Consider the following 17,932-nt stretch of genomic DNA (forward strand, 5'->3'; position numbering starts at 1 on the left):
CAATGAAGCATCGCCTGCTCGGAGCCGCGCTCGCCGGCTGTGCCCTGGCCGCGGTCGGGGCCGGGCCCGTGCACGCCGGGTCCGACCAGCTGTGGATCAGCGTGCCGTCCGAGACGGTGCTGCCCGGCCCGGACGCGGACGGCGGAGCGCCCGAGCGCACCCTCGCGGTGCGGGTTAGCCACGACAACACCGAGAACGGGGTTCCCGCCGGCCGACTGACCGTGGACGCGAGTGAGATCGCCTCCTTCGCGCGGTTGTCGTGGCCCGCCAACTGCACTCCCGAATCGGCGCTCAAGGCCGTCTGCGACTTCCCGGAGATGCCGGCCGGGACGGACGGCGTGCCGGCCGCCCTGCTCGGGCTCCGCGCGCTGCCCGACGCGGACCTCGGCGCGTCCGGGCACGTGCGGTACACGGCCGCCGCCGGGGAGCTGACCGCTTTCCCGGCGGAGACCCGGATCACCCTGGGCGACGGCCCCGACCTCGGCCTCAGTCAGGCCGACGACCAGCGGGATCTCACGCCCGGCACGAACACCCAGGTACGGGCGACGGTCGCCAACAGCGGCAACCGCCCGGTGGACCGCGCGCTCCTCTCAGTCGACGCGTCGTACGGACTGCGGTTCAAGGACCGGCACTCCAACTGCGAGTACAGCGAGCGCGCCACCGGTACGGCCGCGCTGTGTGTGCTGGACGAGGCGGTTGCTCCGGGCCGGCGGTACGAGCTGGTGACCGCGCTCGGCGTCGGGCGCAAGGCGCTGTACGAGAGGTTCGACCACTCGGTCCTGCCCTACTCGGACAAGGCGCTGGAGGAGGCCCGCGGTGACGCGACGTGGACCCGGGGAACGGGTTCCGAGCTGAACCTGCGCCCGCTGGCGGCGCAGCGGACCGCGGCCGGCGAGGAGGACCTCGACCTTTCGGACAACTACCGGTCCGTGCTCCTCGACGCCAGGAACACCGCCGATCTGAAGCTCATCGGCAGCAAGGTGCGCGGGGGCATCGGTGACACGGTGACCGCCGGCATCACCGTCCACAACCGCGGCCCGGCGTGGGTGGCGTCGCTCGGCGCGGGCGCGGCCGTGGCCACCGTACGGTTCCAGGCGCCGGAGGGCACCACGGTGATCGGCCTGCCGGAGGAGGAGTGCGGGGCCGAGCCGCCGTCCGAGGAGGGGCCGACCGTCACGACGTACTCCTGCCGGACGCCGCACTACCTGCACGACAAGGCGTCCCACACCTTCGACGTGCGGTTGCGGATCGACGAGGTGGTGCGCGGGGCACGCACCACCGTCGAAACCCTCAATGACGACCCGGAGCTGCCCATCCGGAAGTTCGACCCGAACCTGCGCAACAACAGCGCGCGGATCGTCGTCAACGGCTGAACCGGCAGTCGGCCGCCGGGGAGGGGATGGCCTAGCGCGCCATCTCCTCCTTCAGCGCCGCCACGAACGCGTCCACGTCCTCCTCGGTGGTGTCGAAGGAGCACATCCAGCGCACGACACCCGCCGCCTCGTCCCAGAAGTAGAACCGGAACCGCTTCTGCAGGCGCTCGCTCACGTCGTGCGGGAGCTTGGCGAAGACGCCGTTGGCCTGCACCGGGTAGAGGATCTCCACGCCGTGCACGGCGCGCACGCCCTCGGCGAGCCGCTGGGCCATCTCGTTGGCGTGGCGGGCGTTGCGCAGCCACAGGTCCTTCGCGAGCAGGGCCTCCAACTGCACCGACACGAAGCGCATCTTGGAGGCGAGCTGCATGGACAGCTTGCGCAGGTGCTTCAGGTGGCTGACGGCGTCCTGGTTGAGGACGACGACGGCCTCGCCGAACAGCGCGCCGTTCTTCGTGCCGCCGAGGGAGAGGATGTCGACGCCGACCGCGTCGGTGAACGTCCGCATGGGCACGTTCAGGGAGGCGGCCGCGTTGGCTATCCGGGAGCCGTCCAGGTGCACCTTCATGCCGTGCGCATGGGCGTGCTCGCAGATCGCGCGGATCTCGCCCGGCGTGTAGAGGGTGCCGAGTTCGGTGCTCTGGGTGATCGAGACGACCTGCGGCATAGCCCGGTGCTCGTCGTCCCAGCCGTACGCCTGCCGGTCGATCAGCTCGGGGGTGAGCTTGCCGTCGGGTGTGGGCACGGTGAGCAGCTTGAGCCCGCCCACCCGCTCCGGTGCCCCGCACTCGTCGACGTGGATGTGCGCGCTCTCGGCGCAGATCACCGCGCCCCAGCGGTCGGTGACCGCCTGGAGCGCGACGACGTTGGCGCCGGTGCCGTTGAAGACCGGGAACGCCTCGGCGGTGGCGCCGAAGTGGCTGCGGATGATCCGCTGGAGGTTCTCGGTGTAGTCGTCCTCGCCGTAGGCGACCTGATGGCCGCCGTTGGCCAGGGCCAGGGCGGCGAGCACCTCGGGGTGCGCCCCGGCGTAGTTGTCACTGGCGAAACCGCGGACCTCCGGGTCGTGATGGCGACGGGCGTCGGTCTTCGGAGGGTTCACGGCTTCTCGGTCAGCCACAGGCGGTTTCCGTTCACTTCGGCGGCGGGTTTGTCCCAGACGCCGACGATGGCCTCGGCCAGGTCCTTGACGTCCGTGAAGCCCGCGAACTTCGCGTTGGGTCGCTCGGCGCGCATGGCGTCGTGCACCAGCGCCTTCACCACCAGGATGGCAGCCGCGGACGTCGGGCCCTCGGCACCCCCCGCCTTGCGGAAGGCGTCCGCCAGCGCGAGCGTCCACGCCTCGGCGGCGGCCTTGGCGGCGGCGTACGAGGCGTTGCCCGCGGTCGGCTTCGTGGCACCGGCGGCGCTGATCAGCACATAGCGGCCGCGCTCGCTGCGCTGCAGGGCCTCGAAGAAGGCCAGCGACGTGTGCTGCACGGTGCGGATGAGCAGCAGCTCCAGGAAGTCCCAGTCGTCGAGGCTGGTCTTGATGAAGGTCTCGCTGCCGCGCCAGCCGCCGACGAGGTGGATCAGGCCGTCGACGCGGCCGAACTCCTTCTCGGTGCGTGCCGCCCAGTCGCGGGTGGACTCCAGGTCGAGCAGGTCGACCGTCTCGCCCGTGACGGTCGCGCCGCCGGAGGCGTAGCGCGCCGCGTCCACGGCCTCCGCCAGGCGCTCCGGGTCGTTGTCCGCGCCGACGACCGTCGCGCCCGCCTCGGCGAGCCGCCGCAGTGCCGCCCGGCCGGCCGGTCCGCCGGCTCCGGCCACCGCGATCACCGCACCGCTGAGAGCTCCGTTCCCCGCCATCTTCTTCGCCTCCTGAGCCGTGTTCTCGGTGTCGCGGTCGCTCACGCGGCGACCCGCTCGGCGTTCTCCGCCGTGATGCCCTTGGTCGAGGCGATCACGTTCTTCAGCTTCTTGGAGAGGGCCTCATAGAACATGCTCAGCGGAAACTCGTCCGGAAGCACGTCATCGACGAGCTTGCGCGGCGGCTGGGTCAGATCCAGGGCGTCCGGGCCCTTGGCCCAGCGGGAGCCGGGGTGCGGGGCGAGGTAGGTGGAGACGAGCTCGTAGCCGGCGAACCAGTGGACGAGCTTCGGGCGGTCGATGCCGTCGCGGTACAGCTTCTCGATCTCGGCGCACAGCTGGTTGGTGACCTGCGGGGCGCGCTGCCAGTCGATGAACAGCTTGTTGTCGGTCCAGCGGACGACGTCGTGCTTGTGCAGGTAGGCGAAGAGCAGCTGGCCGCCGAGGCCGTCGTAGTTGCGGACGCGCTCGCCGGTGACCGGGAAGCGGAACATGCGGTCGAACAGCACCGCGTACTGCACGTCACGGGCCTGCGGGACGCCGTCGGCCTGGAGCTTCACGGCCTCCTTGAAGGCGGTGAGGTCGCAGCGCAGCTCCTCCAGGCCGTACATCCAGAACGGCTGGCGCTGCTTGATCATGAACGGGTCGAACGGCAGGTCGCCGTGGCTGTGGGTGCGGTCGTGGACCATGTCCCACAGCACGAAGGCCTCTTCGCAGCGCTTCTGGTCGTGGACCATCGCGGCGATGTCCTCGGGCAGCTCCAGGCCCAGGATGTCGACGGCGGCGGCGGTGACGCGGCGGAAGCGGGCGGCCTCGCGGTCGCAGAAGATGCCGCCCCAGCTGAAGCGCTCGGGCGCCTCGCGCACGGCGATGGTCTCGGGGAAGAGGACGGCGGAGTTGGTGTCGTACCCGGCCGTGAAGTCCTCGAACTTGATGCCGCAGAACAGCGGGTTGTCGTAGCGGGTGCGCTCCAGCTCGGCCAGCCAGTCGGGCCAGACCATGCGCAGCACGACCGCTTCGAGGTTGCGGTCGGGGTTGCCGTTCTGCGTGTACATCGGGAAGACGACCAGGTGCTGGAGGCCGTCCGCGCGGTTCGCGGCGGGCTGGAAGGCCAGCAGCGAGTCCAGGAAGTCGGGCACCTGGAAGCCGCCCTCGGCCCAGCGGGTCAGGTCCTTCACCAGGGCCGCGTGGTAGTCCGCGTCGTGCGGAAGCAGCGGGGACAGCTCCTCGACGGCCTCCACGACACGCCGTACGGCGGCCTCGGCGTCGGCCGGCTTCGGCGCGCCCTCGGCCTCGAAGTCGATCGATCCGTCCTTGGACTGCCATGGCCGGATCAGCTCCACGGCATCCTTGAGCACGGGCCACGCCGGGTGCTCCACCACCCTGGTCGCGGGAGGAACCTGCTCCCCCGAAGCCGCCTGCACAAGAATTTCCGTCATGTCCCATCCTCCACGGGAGAACCTCGCGTAAGCAGACCGTATACATACGAGGTTTCTCTCAGCAAGAGGAGCCTCGGGAAATTATCCTGCGCGCTCCCATCGTCACAGAACTTTTTCCTGTCGGATGCCGTGACGGCGCATACTCCGGCGGTGCGTGGGCATACGCGAGAACCGGACAGCGTGGCCGGCGACGGCCGGTCAATCCCGGCGGGACTCGCCCACGCCAGGGTGACCGTCCCGGGGCAGGTGAGCCAGGTGCGCCATGTCCACCGCCGCAAACCCCGGGCACACGTGGGGTTCATCGCGCGCGCAGGCCACTAGGCTGCCGCTGCCGCGCGAACAGTCCGCTCCGGTTTGCGCGGGTGCCGAGCCGCCGTCGACGGAAGCGAGTTGAACCTTGAACTTCCTTACCATCGGTCACCGCGGGGTCATGGGTGTCGAACCCGAGAACACCCTCCGTTCCTTCGTCGCCGCCCAGCAGGCCGGCCTCGACGTCATCGAACTCGATCTCCACCTGAGCAAGGACGGCGCCCTCGTCGTCATGCACGACACCGACGTGGACCGCACGACCGACGGCACCGGCCCGATCGCCGACAAAACCCTCGCCGAACTGCGCGCCCTGGACGCGGGCCGCGGCGAGCGCGTGCCGGTCTTCGAGGAGGTCCTGGAGGCCGTGAAGTCGCCGCTGCAGGCCGAGATCAAGGACGTCGCCGCGGCACGGGCCCTCGCCGAGGTGATGACCAGGCACGACCTGGTCTCCCGGGTGGAGGTGTCCTCGTTCCACGACGAGGCCGTGGCCGAGATCGCCCGTCTGGTGCCCGGGGTGCGGACCGCGCTGATCGCCAGCCGCTACGGCACCGACATCGTGGACCGCGCCGTCGCGGTCGGCGCGGCGACCGTCTGTCTGAACATCCGCCGCATCACCCTGGAGGTCGTGGAGCAGGCCCGCAAGGCGGACCTCAGGATCATCGGCTGGGTGGTCAACACCCAGGACCACCTGCGTCTCGTACGGGCCCTGGAACTCGACGGCGCGACCACCGACTACCCGGAGATCAAGCGCACCGGCCGCTTCACGGCGTGACCAGCCGCATGAACGTCACGCCAGCTCCTTGACCAGCAGCTCGAACTGCAGGTCGTCGCGCTGCGGGATGCCGAAGCGCTCGTCGCCGTACGGGAACGGGGTCATCTTTCCCGTACGGCGGTAACCGCGCCGCTCGTACCAGGCGATGAGGTCGTTGCGTACCGAGATCACGGTCATGTGCATCTCGGTGACCTTCCACGTCTCGCGGGCCTGCCGCTCCGCCTCCGCGATGATCACCTTGCCGAGGCCGGCACCCTGGAGCGCGGGGCTGACCGCGAACATCCCGAAGTAGGCGTGATCGCCACGGTGTTCGAGCTGGCAGCAGGCGACGACCCGCCCGTCCCGCTCCACCGTCAGCAGTCGGCTGTCGGGCGACTTGATGACCGCCAGCACACCTTCCGGGTCGGTCCGCTGCCCTTCGAGGATGTCCGCCTCCGTCGTCCACCCGGTCCGGCTGGAGTCGCCGCGGTAGGCGGACTCGATCAGGGCGACCAGCGTGTCCACGTCCGCGTCGATGGCGTCGCGGAAGGTGAGTCCGGTGGCGGCGGTGGTCGCGGCGGTGTCCATGGTCGGGTTCTCCCGTTCTCGGGCGCGGCTCGGGCACCGCTGAGCCTAACGCGCCACTAGGCTCCGGCTGCATGGTGCACGTACTGAGCGGACGGACCCTCCTCCAGCCCACCGACCCCGAGCGCTCCCGGGTCTTCTACGGCGAGCAACTGGGCCTGGCCGTCTACCGCGAGTTCGGAACGGGCCCGGAGCGCGGCACCGTCTACTTCCTCGGCGGCGGCTTCCTTGAGGTCTCCGGCCGCTCCGAGACCCCGCCGTCCCCGGCCGTCCGGCTGTGGCTGCAGGTCGAGGACGTGGCGGCGGCGCAAGACGAACTGCGCGGCAAAGGCGTCGAGATCATGCGGCCGCCGGCCAAGGAGCCGTGGGGGCTGATCGAGATGTGGATCGCGGACCCGGACGGGACGAAGATCGTGCTGGTGGAGGTGCCGGCGGAGCATCCCCTGCGGTACCGGCCGGGAACCTGAGTCACCAGGGGCGGTGTTCCCAGCGGCGGTCGGTGCGGGTCAGCTCCCGGAATCCGGCCGAGGTCAGCCGGGCGATCATCGTGCGGTCGGTGGCCGCTTCGTAGGCGAGGAGGCGGTCCACGCCGCACAGGCGGAGCCAGTCGGCGGCCTGGCCCAGCAGCCGGTGCTCCAGGCCCTCGCCCTGCGCCGCCGGGTCGATGTGCAGATTGCCGACGTCGGCGAGGCCGGTGCCCCGGGGGTGGCGTTCGGGGCGGGACAGGGCCGTGTCGACCTCGATGAAGCCGAGGGCGCGGCCGTCGGCGTACGCCGTGAAGCGTGTGCCGCACTCTCCCAGCGTGCGGTCGACGGTGACGCCCGGCCGCGGCGTGGGTGGCGGCAGGTCGGCGACGCGCGCGACAAGGATCACCTCGGTGTCCCCGACGTGCCGGAAGCCCGCGTGTTCGTAGACGGCGCGGATGTGCGGCCAGGTGCGGGGCAGGCCGTAGACGGCCGGGGCGGGCAGCTCGCCGCTCGCGTACCGGGCGCGGACGTTCCAGCGGGCGAGCCGGGCCAGGCAGGCGCTCATCAGCAGGCTTGCGGCCTCCTCGGAGTCCGGCCGGAAGGAGGCAGGCGGATACCAGATGAACCAGTCGATCTCGCCGATGTCCCGGTGGTCCGCCCCCACCTCGTCGTCCGCCCGGTAGCGCAGCAGATGGGCGGCGGCCACGACGTTGTCGCGCTGCTCGGCGACGAGGGTCACGCGCTCGCTCACCCAGGGGTCGGTGATGAACTCGTCCGGCTGCCGCTCCAGAGCGCTGAGCACCGTGTTCACGGAGACGGAGACGCCGGGGACGACGGCGGCGACATGCGTGTTGATCAGTTCGGTGAGCTGGTCGCGGTCGGCGCGGCGGAAGGGGCGCACCTGGAGCGCGGGCATGCGGGACCTCCGGTCGGAGAACGGTGTCGGGAGGCCGCCATGCGGTGCGGTACGGGGTCGAGAGTACGGCGGTGGCGGCGCCGGGCTCCAGTGGTTTCGCCGGATGGCCATGGGCCCGGCGCGGGGCTTAGCGTGCTGGAGGGGGTTTCCCTGCGGAAGGAACGCCATGAAGCTCGACAAGCCGGTGACCGGTGGGCCCTGCTGGACCGAGCTCGGGACCAGCGATCTGGCCGCGGCCAAGCGGTTCTACGAGGGGTTGTTCGGCTGGCGCGCCGAGACCGATCCGCGTCAGGAGGCGGGCGGCTACTCGATCGCGCATCTCGGGGACGCGCCGGTGGCCGCGCTGACGCCGCTGTACCAGGAGGGGCAGCCGGTGGCGTGGAACGTCGCGTTCGCGGTGCCGGACGCGGACGCCGCCGCCGCGCAGGTGACCGAGGCCGGCGGCACCGTCCTGGTCGGTCCGATGGACGTGTTCGACGTGGGCCGCTTCGCGGTGGCCGTGGACCCCACGGGAGCGGGTTTCCAGCTGTGGCAGGCGCGGGCGTTCCCGGGCGCGGGGCTGCTCAACGCGCCGGGCTCGCTGGGCTGGGTGGAGCTCATGACCCGGGAGCCCGAGCGGGCCGTGGACTTCTACACGACGGTGTTCGGCTGGAGTGTCAACGCCGCGGAGCGCTACACGCAGTGGGGCATCGACGGCGCCGACTTCGGCGGCATGGTGACCATGGACGACAAGTTTCCGCACGAGGTGCCGGCGCACTGGCTGCCGTACTTCGCCGTGGTGGACGTGGACCTCACGGCGGCGGACGCCACGGAGGCGGGCGGCACCGTGCTCATGGAGCCCACCTCGGTCCCCGACGGGCCGCGCATCGCCGTACTGCGGGACCCGCAGGGAGCGATGTTCGGCGTGTACCGCGCGGCCGACGAGAAGTGAGGGGCCCTATCGCCCGGGAGCCAGCGGTGTCACCACCACGCGGTCGATGACCGGCGCGTACGCCGAGCGCTGGCCGTACGCGTTTCTGGACTGCCCGTCGAAGCCGGGCAGTTCGTCGGCCGTGAAGGTGAGGGTGTTGCCGCCCTGGTCGAGGGTGACGGGGACGGTGAGGGTCCGGAAGTCGTTGAAGTGGAACGTGGTGGGGAACAGGACGCGCTGCGGCTCGGCCCCGTTGACCGAGATGTCGGCGTGGCGGCAGATCGGGTCCGGGTTGTAGTGGGTGGCCGGGGCCTGCTCGCCGTTGGAGTAGCGGATCGTCAGGGCGTGGCGGCCGGCGTGCTCCGCCGTGACCGTCAGGGTGAGGGCGTTGCCGGGGCCGGCGCCGATGCCGTCCACCGCCTTGCCGCCGGTGGCGTACGGGTACGCGGTCACCTTCGCGGTGCCGGTGAGGGCGCCGTCCGCGGCGGCGTACGCCGTGGCGGTCAGCAGGCCGCGCGAGGGCGCGACGCGCAGCCGGTCCACGATCAGGCGTTCCGAGGCGCCGATGACCGTGATCTTGTTGATGCCGCCGGCCAGGAAGAGCGGCAGTGAGCCCTCCTCGACCCGGCCGACCTCCTCGCCGTTGACCGTCAGCGCCCCTTCCCCGGGCCCGAGCCGGTCGACGGTGACCGTCGCCTCTCCGTCGTCGGCCGCGTGCACCCAGAAGGTGGCGGTGCCGCCCCGGGGCAGTACGGCGACGCCGGGGCCCGAGGCACCGCGGTGGGCGTAGCTGACGCGGGTGCCGTGGCGCAGGTCCGCGTACTCGGCGTCGTACAGGGCGGGGCCCTCGGCGCTGCGCAGGGTGAGGTCCAGTTTGTCGACGACCGCGTCGCCCTTGGTGACGCCGAGGTCGGGGTCCTGGGCGGCCAGCGTGATCCGGTGCCTGCCCGCGGTCAGTTCGGCCTCGGTGTCGGTGTGGCCCCACACCGCCCACTTGTAGCCGAGCGGCAGCCGCAGTTCGCGCGGCTGCTCGCCGTCGACGCGCAGGAAGACGTTGGTGGGCCCCTGCTCGCGCACCAGGTCGGCCTCGTTGTGGGAGTTGGCGTAGACGCTGATCTCGTACGTCCCGTCCTGCGGGACCTCCACGTCGAAGGTGAGCATGCCGTCGGAGCCGGTGCGCAGGCCGCCCACGTGGTAGCCGCCGGAGGTGGCGAACCGGTCGACGGCGGACGGGGAGCCCTCGGGGCCGTTCTTCGTCCGGCCGCTGCCCGTGTACGTCGCGTCCTCCGCCTCGTACGTCTGCCGCCAGCGGACCGACGGGGGCAGGCAGGCTGCGCCGTTGCCGCCGGGCGAGAGGATCACCTGGTAGGCGGACATCGCGTCGAGGTCCGTGCGGGGCAGGGTCACTGTGCCGTCGACGACGGGCAGTTCACCGTCCCGCAACCGCGCCGGCTGGGCGGCGGCGCCGACCTGGCCCGTCCAGGGGATCTCCTCCAGCCGCACATGGACCGTCGTGCCGAAGACCTCCGGGTCGACGTTCGCGAAGACGACGTGCGCGGCGCCGCCCGCGCCTCCGAACAGGAGCCGGGACTGCCGTTTCCCCACGTCCAGGGTGGCGACGCCCTGCAGGGTGTACTGCGCGTCGGGATGCGGCGCGGTGACCCGCACCGTGTCGCCGGTCATCCGGCCGTAGGCGTTGAACAGCCACCACTGGCCGTTGCCCTTGTTGGCCTCGACCGCGGAGTCGTTGAGGTTGCCGGCGATGTTCCAGTACGCCATGTCGGCGTCGACCTTGGACTCCTCGATCGCGGAGATCCACTGCACCATCTGGCCCGGCACGGACAGGTGGTAGTTGTGGGCGTACTCGTTGAGGTTGACCGGCAGCGGGCCGATGCCCAGCTCCCGCTCCCAGGCCCGGTATCGGGCGACGTTCGTGCGTACCTCGGCGGGTGAGGACAGTTCGTGCCAGGTGATCACGTCGGGCAGGACGTCGTGCTCCTCGGCGAACTCCAGGAAGCCCCTGACCTCGGGGTACAGGATGCTGGTGTTCGGTCCGGCGATGCGCGCCCCGGGGTGCAGGCCCTTGATGAGGTGGTACGCCGCCCGCCACGCCGCGAAGTAGGGACGCGGGTCGGTGCGCCAGGAGACGCGGTCGTGGCTCCACTCCCCCTCGCCGAACATGTTGCCCTCGGGTTCGTTGAAAGGGACGTACACGACATGGGACGCCAACTCACCCAGGGTGAGCACCTGTTCTACCTGGCGGCGGACGACCTGCCGGAACCCCGCGAACCGCTCCTCACCGGCGGCGCCGGGCCACTCGTAGGGGAAGCCCCGGTAGTGGTCGGGCAGGTAGACGTAGACGTCCTTGCCGCCCGCGGCGACGAAGGACGGCAGGATCTCCAGCGCGTCGGCGCCCGGGTGCTGGACGCCGTCCTGCGCCTTGGTGGTGACCGTACGGACGTACATGCCCTCGACGACGGCACGGCTGGGCACGCCGTCGCCGTACAGGCCGTAGAGCGTGCCGCTCGCGCCGCCGTGGAAGGGGCCCGTCCCGGTGCCGAGGTCGACGGTGAGCGTCTCCGGGCCAGGGGCTTCGGCTGCCACGGCTCCCCTTCCATCGTTCGGAATGTCGCACATAAGTCGGTGATTCGAACCGACGTGGTTGAACCTAGAAAGGGCACCGGCACCTCGTCAACAGCGGATCCCGCTCCGAAACTTCCGCACCGCAGCTCGGCGGGGTTCAGGCGCGCAGCGCCCGCAGCCGCCCCTCCAGCTGGCCGAGCAAGTCGCCCAGCAGCGCGGCGAGTTCGCTCTGCCCCTGCGGGTTCAGGCCGGACAGCAGGGCCGTCTCGTAGGCGAGCTGCTCGGGCAGGATGCCGTCGACGAGGGCCCGGCCCGCGTCCGTGAGGCGGACATGGGCGACCCGGCGGTCCCGGGCGTCGCCGCGGCGCTCGACCAGACCCCGCTCGGTCAGCTGCTTGAGGCGCTTGGTGACGGCGGCGCCGGAGGAGAAGGTCTCCCGGGCCAGTTCGCTGGGGGTCAGCTCGTGGGCGGTGCGACGCAGGGCGCCGAGCAGGTCGAACTCGGGGCGGCTGAGGCCCGCGCGGCGCAGGGGTGCGTCCTCGGCCTGCTGGAAGAGCGCGGCGCAGCGGTTGATGCGGCCGATGATCTCCATGGGGGCGGTGTCGAGGTCCGGGTGGACGGCCTGCCACTGCCGGACCACGGCGGCCACCGTGTCCTGTCTCGCCCTGGTCGGCCCGCCGTTGGTCGCCGTCATGGCCGTACGCCCTCCGTCGTCTCGCTGCCTGCGCGCTGGTCCCGGCGCGGCCCTTGACTCCGCCCCGTGGCCGCGAGCGTACGGGGTCCGGTCCGCTGCGTGCGCACGACCCGCTGCCACCGCCGATCGGGGACCGCCACGGCGGCGACGAGACCGACCAGCGTGCCGAGCAGTGTGTCCACGACCCGCTCGGTGATCAGCGGCCCGGGCTCCTGGAACCCGGCGAACTCGGTGACGAGCAACGCCATCGGGGTCACACAGACGCTGCCGAGCCAGTAGTTGCGGCTGATCAGCGCCTCGGCGCCGAAGTTGAGGGCGAGGCAGCACAGGACCAGGGCGATCTCGCCGGTGTGGGCGAGCGGGACGACCGCGGCGAACAGCAGGACGCCGAGCAGGTTGCCGACGACGCGCTGGACGCCACGCCCCCAGGTCAGGGCGAGGTCGGCCTGGTACAGGGACGCCGCGGTGACCAGCGCCCAGTAGGGGCGGCCGATTCCCAGGGCCAGGCAGGCGTAGCCGGCGAGGGCACAGCCCAGGGCGGTGCGTACGGCGAGCGGGGTCAGCGGGCCGAGGCTGCGCCGCAACGGGCCGGGGGCCGAGGCGGGTTGGCTCCCGACGGAGCCGAGGTCGTCGACCTGCGGCACGGGCCGGGTGCCCCGTGTCTGCCGGGCCCAGGTGCGCAGCGGCCCGGCGTCGGTGTCGGCGGGGGCGGCCAGGGCGACCTCGGCGCGGACGAGGAGGCATTCGAGGGCGCGGTGGGTCCCGGAGGGGCGGCCCGCGGAGCGCAGCGTCTGCCGGGCGGCCCGCACGGCGGCGGCAGCGGTGGTGTGGGCCCGGGCGCGGTCCTCGCCCGCGCCGTACGCCTCGACGTACGCGGCGACCGCGTTCAGGGCGCCCGCGGTGGCCCGGCGTTCCGGGCCGTGCGGGCGCAGCAGGCCGGGCGCCATGCCGACGAGCCAGGCCCAGGCGCCGGCCGCGGCGGCGAGGGCGAGGTGGCCGGGGACCTGGGCGAGGGTCTGCGGGGTGAACAGGGCGGCGGAGCTGACGAAGGTGAGGACCACGTTGCCGGGCGGGCCGATGCGGGTCGCGTCGCACAGCACCTTCTGGACGGCGGCCAGCACCGCGCCGACGGTGACCAGTACGACGGCACCGGGGGTGAGCGAGGCCGCGACCAGTGCGGTGGCGAGACCGCCGAGCATGCCGAGCACCACCCACGCCAGGGCGCGGGCGCGCGCGGCGTAGGGGCGGTTGTGGGCGTAGAGCGCACACAGGGATCCGGCCATCGCGTACATGGCCAGATCCAGTCGGCCGAGCGCGAGCAGGGCGAGGTTAGGCGGGGCGACGGCGACGACCACGCTCAGGGCGGGCTTGAACCAGATGTCGGAGGGCCGGCCGAGGCGCAGCACTCCGGCGAGCGGAAGGCAACTGCTCATACAGACCACCTTAGCAAGTGTTTTACTCGTAAAGTATTGCGCCGAATGCTCCCCGTGTACACCCTTGCGCTCGCGTGCGCGCCGGACGGTCCGGGCATCGACCGACTGTCCGAGACCGTCGAGCGGGGAGGTGCGCGTGCACGGACCGGCTTCGCCCGGCTGGCTGCTGGTCGCGGTGTGTGCGGCGACCGGCGCCTACTGTCTGCTGCGGATGCGCAGCCATGTCGAGGAGCAGCGCCGGGCCGCGGGCGGCGAGGCGCTGATGGGGTTCGGCATGGCGGCGATGGCGGTGCCCGCCGCGGTGTTCACGCCGCCGTCGTGGGCCTGGCCCGTCTACGCGGGCGTGTTCGGTGCGGCCGCGCTCCACGCCCTGTGGTCGGCGCGGGCGGGTGCACACCATCTGCACCACCTGGTGGGAGCCTCGGCCATGGTCTACATGGCGGTCGTGATGGCCGCCTCCCCCGGGCACCAGGGCGGGCACGGCGGTTCCGGCACACCGCTCGTGACGGGCGCGCTGCTCCTGTACTTCACGGGCTATGTGCTGCTGTCCGGCGTCCGGTTGGTGCCCGCCGCCGGTGGTGGCGGGGGCGTCGGGTGGAGTGACCGGCCGGAGCTGGCGCGGGCCTGCCGGCTGTCGATGGGGATCGCGATGGTGGCGATGCTGCTGACCCTCTGAGAGGGCCCCGCCCCCCTGTGGCGGGCGTCGCGAACCCGCCCCCGCATTGGCCTCCCACCCCACCGGTCGGCGAGGATCGCAGTATGCACACCCAGTCCGTCGAGTCCCCGCCCCGCCCGCCGGCCGAGCGCCGCACCGCCCGCTGGGCCGGTGCCCTCGGCCTGTGCTCCGCCCTGCTGCTCGCCCTGGTGGCGATCCGCTGGTACCCGCTGATGAACCTCGACGGCGACATCGCCGAGACCACGCACCGCTGGGCGGTCGACGAGCCCGGCGTCACGCACGCGTTCCGCATCCTGACGGACTGGGTCTGGGATCCGTGGACGATGCGCATCCTGACCGCCGCGGTCGCCGTCTGGCTGGTGTGGCGCAGAGCGGCGCGCCGGACGGCCGTGTGGCTGGTGGCCGCCTGTGCGCTCGCCACCGTGGTCCAGCAGAGCCTGAAGGCAGTGGTCGACCGCCCGCGCCCCGTCTGGCCCGACCCCGTCGACTCCGCCCACTACGCCGCCTTCCCCTCCGGCCACGCCATGACGGCCACGGTGGTGTGCGGCCTCCTGCTGTGGCTCCTGCACCACCACGGCGTCGGGCGCGCCCTGTGGCGTACGGCCGTCGCCGTGGCCGTGGTCTCCGTGGCCGGCGTCGGCCTGACCCGCGTGTGGCTGGGCGTCCACTGGGCCACGGACGTGATCGGCGGCTGGCTGCTGGGCGCGCTGGTCGTGGTGCTGGCGGTGCGGGTGCACGTCCGGTGGCGGAGCTGACCGCGCCTGGGCGCGATCTCTCCGCGCGGCGGCGAGGCGCCCCGTAGGATCCGGATCATGACCGCAGTCCTGTTCGATTTCTCCGGAACCCTCTTCCGTGTCGAGTCCACCGAAGCCTGGCTGCGCGGAGCGCTCGACGAGGCCCGACTGGCACTCGACGAGGAGCAGTTGGCCGAGGCGGCCCAGGCGCTGGAGGCGATGGGGGCGCTGCCCGGCGGTGTCGCTCCCTCCTGGCTGCCCGAGGACGTCGCGAGTGTCTGGGGAGTGCGGGACATGAGCGCGGAGCTGCACCGGGCCGCCTACACCGGGCTCTCCCGGCATGTGCCGCTCCCCGACGACCGGTTGCACGACCTGCTCTACGACCGCCACACGGCACCGTCCGCGTGGGCGCCGTATCCGGATGCCGCCGAGGTGTTGCGGACGCTGCGGGAGCGGGGTGTCCGCGTCGGGGTGGTCAGCAACATCGGCTGGGATCTGCGGCCGGTGTTCCGGGAGCACGGCCTGGATCCGTACGTGGACGCCTACGTGCTGTCCTACGAGCACGGCGTCCAGAAGCCCGACGCCCGTCTGTTCGCCGCCGCCTGTGCGGCGCTGGACGCCGATCCGGGGGACGTCGTCATGGTCGGCGACGACCGGCGTGCCGACGGCGGAGCGGCGGCCCTGGGCTGTGCGGTGCACTTCGTGGACCATCTGCCGGTGACGCAGCGGCCGGACGGGCTGCGGCCGGTGCTGGACTTCGCGCAGGCCGCCCCACGGGCGAACGGTGGCGAGCGGCGGGTGGACCAGTAGCCTGCGGCGCTCGTGTACGGGGACCGGGCCCGCCCTGGACTATCCCCCGTGTAGCCCAGGGCAGACGGCGACCCCGGCCCAGGCCATGTCGAGGCCCGGCCGGACACGCTGAGTATAGTTGGCTGGCAGCCAGTCAACGCAGGAGTTACAGCATGTCCCCGCGCAGCGCCTCGGTCAATGAAGAGCTGCGACGGCGTTCCCGGGAGCGGCTTCTGCAGGCGGCGGTCGAGCTGGTCGGCGAGCGGGGCTACGACGCCACCACGCTGGGCGACATCGCGGACCGGGCGGGTTCGGCGCGCGGTCTGGTGTCGTACTACTTCCCCGGCAAACGCCAGCTGGTCCAGTCCGCCGTGCACCGGCTGATGCACCGCACGCTGGAGGAGGCACTGGAGCGCGAGCCGCGTACCGAGGACGGCCGGGAGCGGATGGCCAGGGCCATCGACGCGATCCTGGGCCTGGCCCGGGACCGGCCCGTGCTGATGCGCCAGCACATGGCGGGGATCCTCCAGGCCGAGGGCTTCATGCAGTGCCCGGAGCAGCGGCGCCTGGCCGAACTGCTGCGGGACACCTGCGCACGGCGCGGTTCGCGGGACGTCGACGCCGACTACCCGATGCTGCGCGCGCTGCTCATGGGCGCGGTCTACGCGGCGCTGGTGCCCGGCGTGCCGATGCCCGTGCCGGTGCTGCGCGCCGAGTTGTTCAAGCGCTACCGGCTGGAGTGGGAGATGGGGGTCCCGCCGGACTCGGGGACCGAGCCCGGCGGGACGGGTGACACGGATCTGTCACGGTTCTTCGCGACCGGGTCGCCGCCCGGCCGCCCGGACGGTCAGTCGAAGTAGTCCGGCTGCGTCTGGACGTTGAGTTCGCGCATCTTGACCCAGCGCGCCGGGTCCGTGCGCCGGTCCTGGAGCTTCAGGACGTCGAAGCCCCTGGCGTACTCGTTCGAGTAGATGTACCCGTTGTAGTAGTACGCCGACCACGAGCCGCCCGACTTGATGGTGTCGGTGGTGAGCGGACCCCGGTCGAAGTAGGCGATCTCCTTAGGGTTGTCCGAGTCGGTGAACTCCCAGACGGAGACGCCGCCCTGATACCAGCCCTGCACCATGAGGTCCCGGCCCTTGACCGGGATCAGCGAGCCGTTGTGGGCCACGCAGTTCTCGGTGTCGGCCTGGTGCCGGGGGATCTTGAAGTAGCTGCGGAAGACGAGCTTGCGCTTGTCGCCCTTGCCGACGATGTCGTAGATGCCGTCGGCACCGCGGTCCGGGCCGATCGCCGCGTTGCAGGTGGCCGCGCTGCCGCCGCCCAGCTCGTCGGTGAACACGACCTTGTCGGCCTTCTGGTTGAAGGTCGCCGAGTGCCAGAACGCGAAGTTCACGTCGTCCCGGACCTGGTCGATGACCTTCGGGTGCTCCGGGTCCTCGATGGACAGCAGGATGCCGTCGCCCATGCAGGCACCGGCGGCCAGGTCCTTCGAGGGCAGCACCGTGATGTCGTGGCAGCCGGTGGTCTTGCGGGCGCCGGCGGGCGGGCCGGGGTTGCCGCCGCCGTCCGGGCCCTCACCGGGGAAGAGGACCGGGAAGTTCACGACCGCCGCCTTCTCCGGGGCGCTGCGCGGCACCTTGATGACGGAGATGCCGTCGTGCGGGGGCTGGCAGTCCGGGTAGGTGGCGTCCGGCGAGTACGAGGAGACGTAGATGTAGACGTTCCTGCGCTCGGGCACCAGGGTGTGGGTGTGCGAGCCGCACGCGGTCTCGACGGCGGCGACGTACTTCGGGTTCGTCTTGTCGCTGATGTCGAAGACCTTCATGCCCTCCCACGAGGACTTCTCGGTCGCGGGCTGTGTGGTGCTGTTGCAACTGCTGTCGCTGCGCGAGGAGTCGGTGGACAGGAACAGCAGGTTCCCGGAGACGGAGACGTCGTTCTGCGAGCCGGGGCACAGGACCTGCGCGACCGTCCTGGGCGCCGCCGGGTTGCTGATGTCGAAGACGCGGAAGCCGTCGTAGTTGCCCGCGAAGGCGTACTTGCCCTGGAAGGCGAGGTCCGAATTGGTGCCCTGCAGCGCGTCCTTGGGCACGAAGGCCAGATGCTGGATGTTGTCGGAGTGGACGATCTCGTGCTGCCCGGGTATCTCACCGTCCGCGAGAGCCTCTCGCACTTCGGCCCGGGTCCGCTCGGAGACCTCCTGCTCCGCGACAGGGCCGTCCCCCGGGTCGGGGGTCGCGACGGCAGGCTGCGCGGTGAGCAGCGCCGCCACGAGTCCGGCGGCGGCAGCGGCAACTCCCATACATCTGCGCCGCGTTCGGGGAATACTGAACAGGATCACTGTTTCCTCCCTTGTTCCGTTCCCAGTGGAACGGTTCATGCAAGCCCGAGTATCGTCTTCGACATGCACATATCAACAGGG

17 protein-coding genes are annotated in these 17,932 nt (G+C 71.7%); 8 read left to right on the plus strand and 9 right to left on the minus strand.

What is annotated here, in order from left to right; genetic code table 11:
- The first annotated feature begins 2 nt into the window (after positions 1-2).
- Positions 3-1,373 carry a hypothetical protein gene (locus AQI70_RS22690; RefSeq protein WP_062152934.1) on the plus strand — a complete coding sequence of 457 codons (1,371 nt, stop codon included), beginning with the start codon at positions 3-5 and terminating at the stop codon, positions 1,371-1,373.
- A 31-nt stretch (positions 1,374-1,404) separates the two neighbouring features.
- Here the strand turns inward: AQI70_RS22690 and AQI70_RS22695 are convergent, their stop codons facing one another.
- The 3 genes from AQI70_RS22695 to AQI70_RS22705 are packed head-to-tail and all read right to left on the minus strand — an operon-like array spanning position 1,405 to position 4,660.
- On the minus strand, positions 1,405-2,475 hold the full coding sequence (locus tag AQI70_RS22695; RefSeq protein WP_062152936.1) for a threonine aldolase family protein: 1,071 nt from the start codon (positions 2,473-2,475) through the stop codon (positions 1,405-1,407).
- Complete coding sequence (locus AQI70_RS22700) at positions 2,472-3,221, minus strand: SDR family oxidoreductase (RefSeq protein ID WP_062153124.1); 750 nt, start codon at positions 3,219-3,221, stop codon at positions 2,472-2,474. Before AQI70_RS22700 ends, AQI70_RS22695 begins: the two co-directional genes overlap by 4 nt.
- A gap of 41 nt (positions 3,222-3,262) precedes the next feature.
- Positions 3,263-4,660, minus strand: a complete 1,398-nt coding sequence (locus tag AQI70_RS22705) for a DUF6421 family protein (protein ID WP_062152938.1) — start codon at positions 4,658-4,660, stop codon at positions 3,263-3,265.
- A 397-nt stretch (positions 4,661-5,057) separates the two neighbouring features.
- Between AQI70_RS22705 and AQI70_RS22710 the strand changes: the two genes are divergently transcribed.
- Entirely contained in the window at positions 5,058-5,741 is a 684-nt protein-coding gene (locus AQI70_RS22710) for a glycerophosphodiester phosphodiesterase (protein ID WP_078504353.1), read from the plus strand.
- Between the two features lie 15 nt (positions 5,742-5,756).
- Here AQI70_RS22710 and AQI70_RS22715 read toward each other — a convergent pair whose 3' ends face one another.
- Positions 5,757-6,308, minus strand: coding sequence for a GNAT family N-acetyltransferase (locus AQI70_RS22715; protein ID WP_062152940.1), 552 nt, complete (start codon positions 6,306-6,308; stop codon positions 5,757-5,759).
- A gap of 71 nt (positions 6,309-6,379) precedes the next feature.
- Here AQI70_RS22715 and AQI70_RS22720 point away from each other — a divergent pair, with 71 nt between their 5' ends.
- On the plus strand, positions 6,380-6,772 hold the full coding sequence (locus AQI70_RS22720; protein ID WP_062152942.1) for a VOC family protein: 393 nt from the start codon (positions 6,380-6,382) through the stop codon (positions 6,770-6,772).
- 1 nt (position 6,773) lies between these two features.
- Here the strand turns inward: AQI70_RS22720 and AQI70_RS22725 are convergent, their stop codons facing one another.
- Positions 6,774-7,688 carry a GNAT family N-acetyltransferase gene (locus tag AQI70_RS22725; protein WP_062152944.1) on the minus strand — a complete coding sequence of 305 codons (915 nt, stop codon included), beginning with the start codon at positions 7,686-7,688 and terminating at the stop codon, positions 6,774-6,776.
- Between the two features lie 166 nt (positions 7,689-7,854).
- On the opposite strand from AQI70_RS22725, the gene AQI70_RS22730 reads away from it, so the two are divergent.
- The gene (locus AQI70_RS22730) at positions 7,855-8,619 is read left to right on the plus strand and encodes a VOC family protein (RefSeq protein ID WP_062152946.1); all 765 of its coding nucleotides are present in this window, start codon (positions 7,855-7,857) and stop codon (positions 8,617-8,619) included.
- Between the two features lie 6 nt (positions 8,620-8,625).
- Here the strand turns inward: AQI70_RS22730 and AQI70_RS22735 are convergent, their stop codons facing one another.
- The 3 genes from AQI70_RS22735 to AQI70_RS22745 all read right to left on the minus strand — a co-directional run bounded on the left by AQI70_RS22735 (position 8,626) and on the right by AQI70_RS22745 (position 13,308).
- Positions 8,626-11,202, minus strand: coding sequence for a carbohydrate-binding protein (locus AQI70_RS22735; RefSeq protein WP_062152948.1), 2,577 nt, complete (start codon positions 11,200-11,202; stop codon positions 8,626-8,628).
- Positions 11,203-11,338: 136 nt separating this feature from the next.
- Positions 11,339-11,875, minus strand: coding sequence for a MarR family winged helix-turn-helix transcriptional regulator (locus AQI70_RS22740; protein ID WP_062152950.1), 537 nt, complete (start codon positions 11,873-11,875; stop codon positions 11,339-11,341).
- On the minus strand, positions 11,872-13,308 hold the full coding sequence (locus AQI70_RS22745; protein ID WP_062152952.1) for an FUSC family protein: 1,437 nt from the start codon (positions 13,306-13,308) through the stop codon (positions 11,872-11,874). Before AQI70_RS22745 ends, AQI70_RS22740 begins: the two co-directional genes overlap by 4 nt.
- Positions 13,309-13,444: 136 nt before the next feature.
- Here AQI70_RS22745 and AQI70_RS22750 point away from each other — a divergent pair, with 136 nt between their 5' ends.
- The 4 genes from AQI70_RS22750 to AQI70_RS22765 all read left to right on the plus strand — a co-directional run bounded on the left by AQI70_RS22750 (position 13,445) and on the right by AQI70_RS22765 (position 16,367).
- Positions 13,445-13,984: a DUF5134 domain-containing protein gene (locus AQI70_RS22750; RefSeq protein WP_062152953.1), complete on the plus strand. Its 540-nt coding sequence runs from the start codon at positions 13,445-13,447 to the stop codon at positions 13,982-13,984.
- A gap of 83 nt (positions 13,985-14,067) precedes the next feature.
- Positions 14,068-14,739, plus strand: a complete 672-nt coding sequence (locus tag AQI70_RS22755; RefSeq protein WP_062152956.1) for a phosphatase PAP2 family protein — start codon at positions 14,068-14,070, stop codon at positions 14,737-14,739.
- 57 nt (positions 14,740-14,796) lie between these two features.
- Positions 14,797-15,528 (plus strand): HAD family hydrolase, encoded by a 732-nt coding sequence (locus AQI70_RS22760; protein ID WP_062152957.1) that lies wholly within the window; start codon positions 14,797-14,799, stop codon positions 15,526-15,528.
- 152 nt (positions 15,529-15,680) lie between these two features.
- Positions 15,681-16,367 (plus strand): TetR/AcrR family transcriptional regulator, encoded by a 687-nt coding sequence (locus AQI70_RS22765; protein WP_004003208.1) that lies wholly within the window; start codon positions 15,681-15,683, stop codon positions 16,365-16,367.
- On the opposite strand, the gene AQI70_RS22770 is transcribed toward AQI70_RS22765, so the two are convergent.
- Positions 16,355-17,812, minus strand: coding sequence for an LVIVD repeat-containing protein (locus AQI70_RS22770; RefSeq protein ID WP_425264628.1), 1,458 nt, complete (start codon positions 17,810-17,812; stop codon positions 16,355-16,357). The genes AQI70_RS22765 and AQI70_RS22770 overlap by 13 nt on opposite strands.
- Positions 17,813-17,932: the final 120 nt, after the last annotated feature.

The organism is Streptomyces curacoi (assembly GCF_001513975.1).
Classification (GTDB): domain Bacteria; phylum Actinomycetota; class Actinomycetes; order Streptomycetales; family Streptomycetaceae; genus Streptomyces; species Streptomyces curacoi.

Excerpts from the sequence above, each read along its gene's own strand:
- AQI70_RS22690 (WP_062152934.1), top strand. The coding sequence starts at position 3 with ATGAAGCATCGCCTGCTCGGAGCCGCGCTCGCCGGCTGTGCCCTGGCC.
- AQI70_RS22745 (WP_062152952.1), bottom strand. The coding sequence starts at position 13,308 with ATGAGCAGTTGCCTTCCGCTCGCCGGAGTGCTGCGCCTCGGCCGGCCC.
- AQI70_RS22760 (WP_062152957.1), top strand. The coding sequence starts at position 14,797 with ATGACCGCAGTCCTGTTCGATTTCTCCGGAACCCTCTTCCGTGTCGAG.
- AQI70_RS22715 (WP_062152940.1), bottom strand. The coding sequence starts at position 6,308 with ATGGACACCGCCGCGACCACCGCCGCCACCGGACTCACCTTCCGCGAC.
- AQI70_RS22705 (WP_062152938.1), bottom strand. The coding sequence starts at position 4,660 with ATGACGGAAATTCTTGTGCAGGCGGCTTCGGGGGAGCAGGTTCCTCCC.
- AQI70_RS22755 (WP_062152956.1), top strand. The coding sequence starts at position 14,068 with ATGCACACCCAGTCCGTCGAGTCCCCGCCCCGCCCGCCGGCCGAGCGC.
- AQI70_RS22765 (WP_004003208.1), top strand. The coding sequence starts at position 15,681 with ATGTCCCCGCGCAGCGCCTCGGTCAATGAAGAGCTGCGACGGCGTTCC.
- AQI70_RS22740 (WP_062152950.1), bottom strand. The coding sequence starts at position 11,875 with ATGACGGCGACCAACGGCGGGCCGACCAGGGCGAGACAGGACACGGTG.
- AQI70_RS22730 (WP_062152946.1), top strand. The coding sequence starts at position 7,855 with ATGAAGCTCGACAAGCCGGTGACCGGTGGGCCCTGCTGGACCGAGCTC.
- AQI70_RS22725 (WP_062152944.1), bottom strand. The coding sequence starts at position 7,688 with ATGCCCGCGCTCCAGGTGCGCCCCTTCCGCCGCGCCGACCGCGACCAG.
- AQI70_RS22770 (WP_425264628.1), bottom strand. The coding sequence starts at position 17,812 with ATGGGAGTTGCCGCTGCCGCCGCCGGACTCGTGGCGGCGCTGCTCACC.
- AQI70_RS22700 (WP_062153124.1), bottom strand. The coding sequence starts at position 3,221 with ATGGCGGGGAACGGAGCTCTCAGCGGTGCGGTGATCGCGGTGGCCGGA.
- AQI70_RS22720 (WP_062152942.1), top strand. The coding sequence starts at position 6,380 with ATGGTGCACGTACTGAGCGGACGGACCCTCCTCCAGCCCACCGACCCC.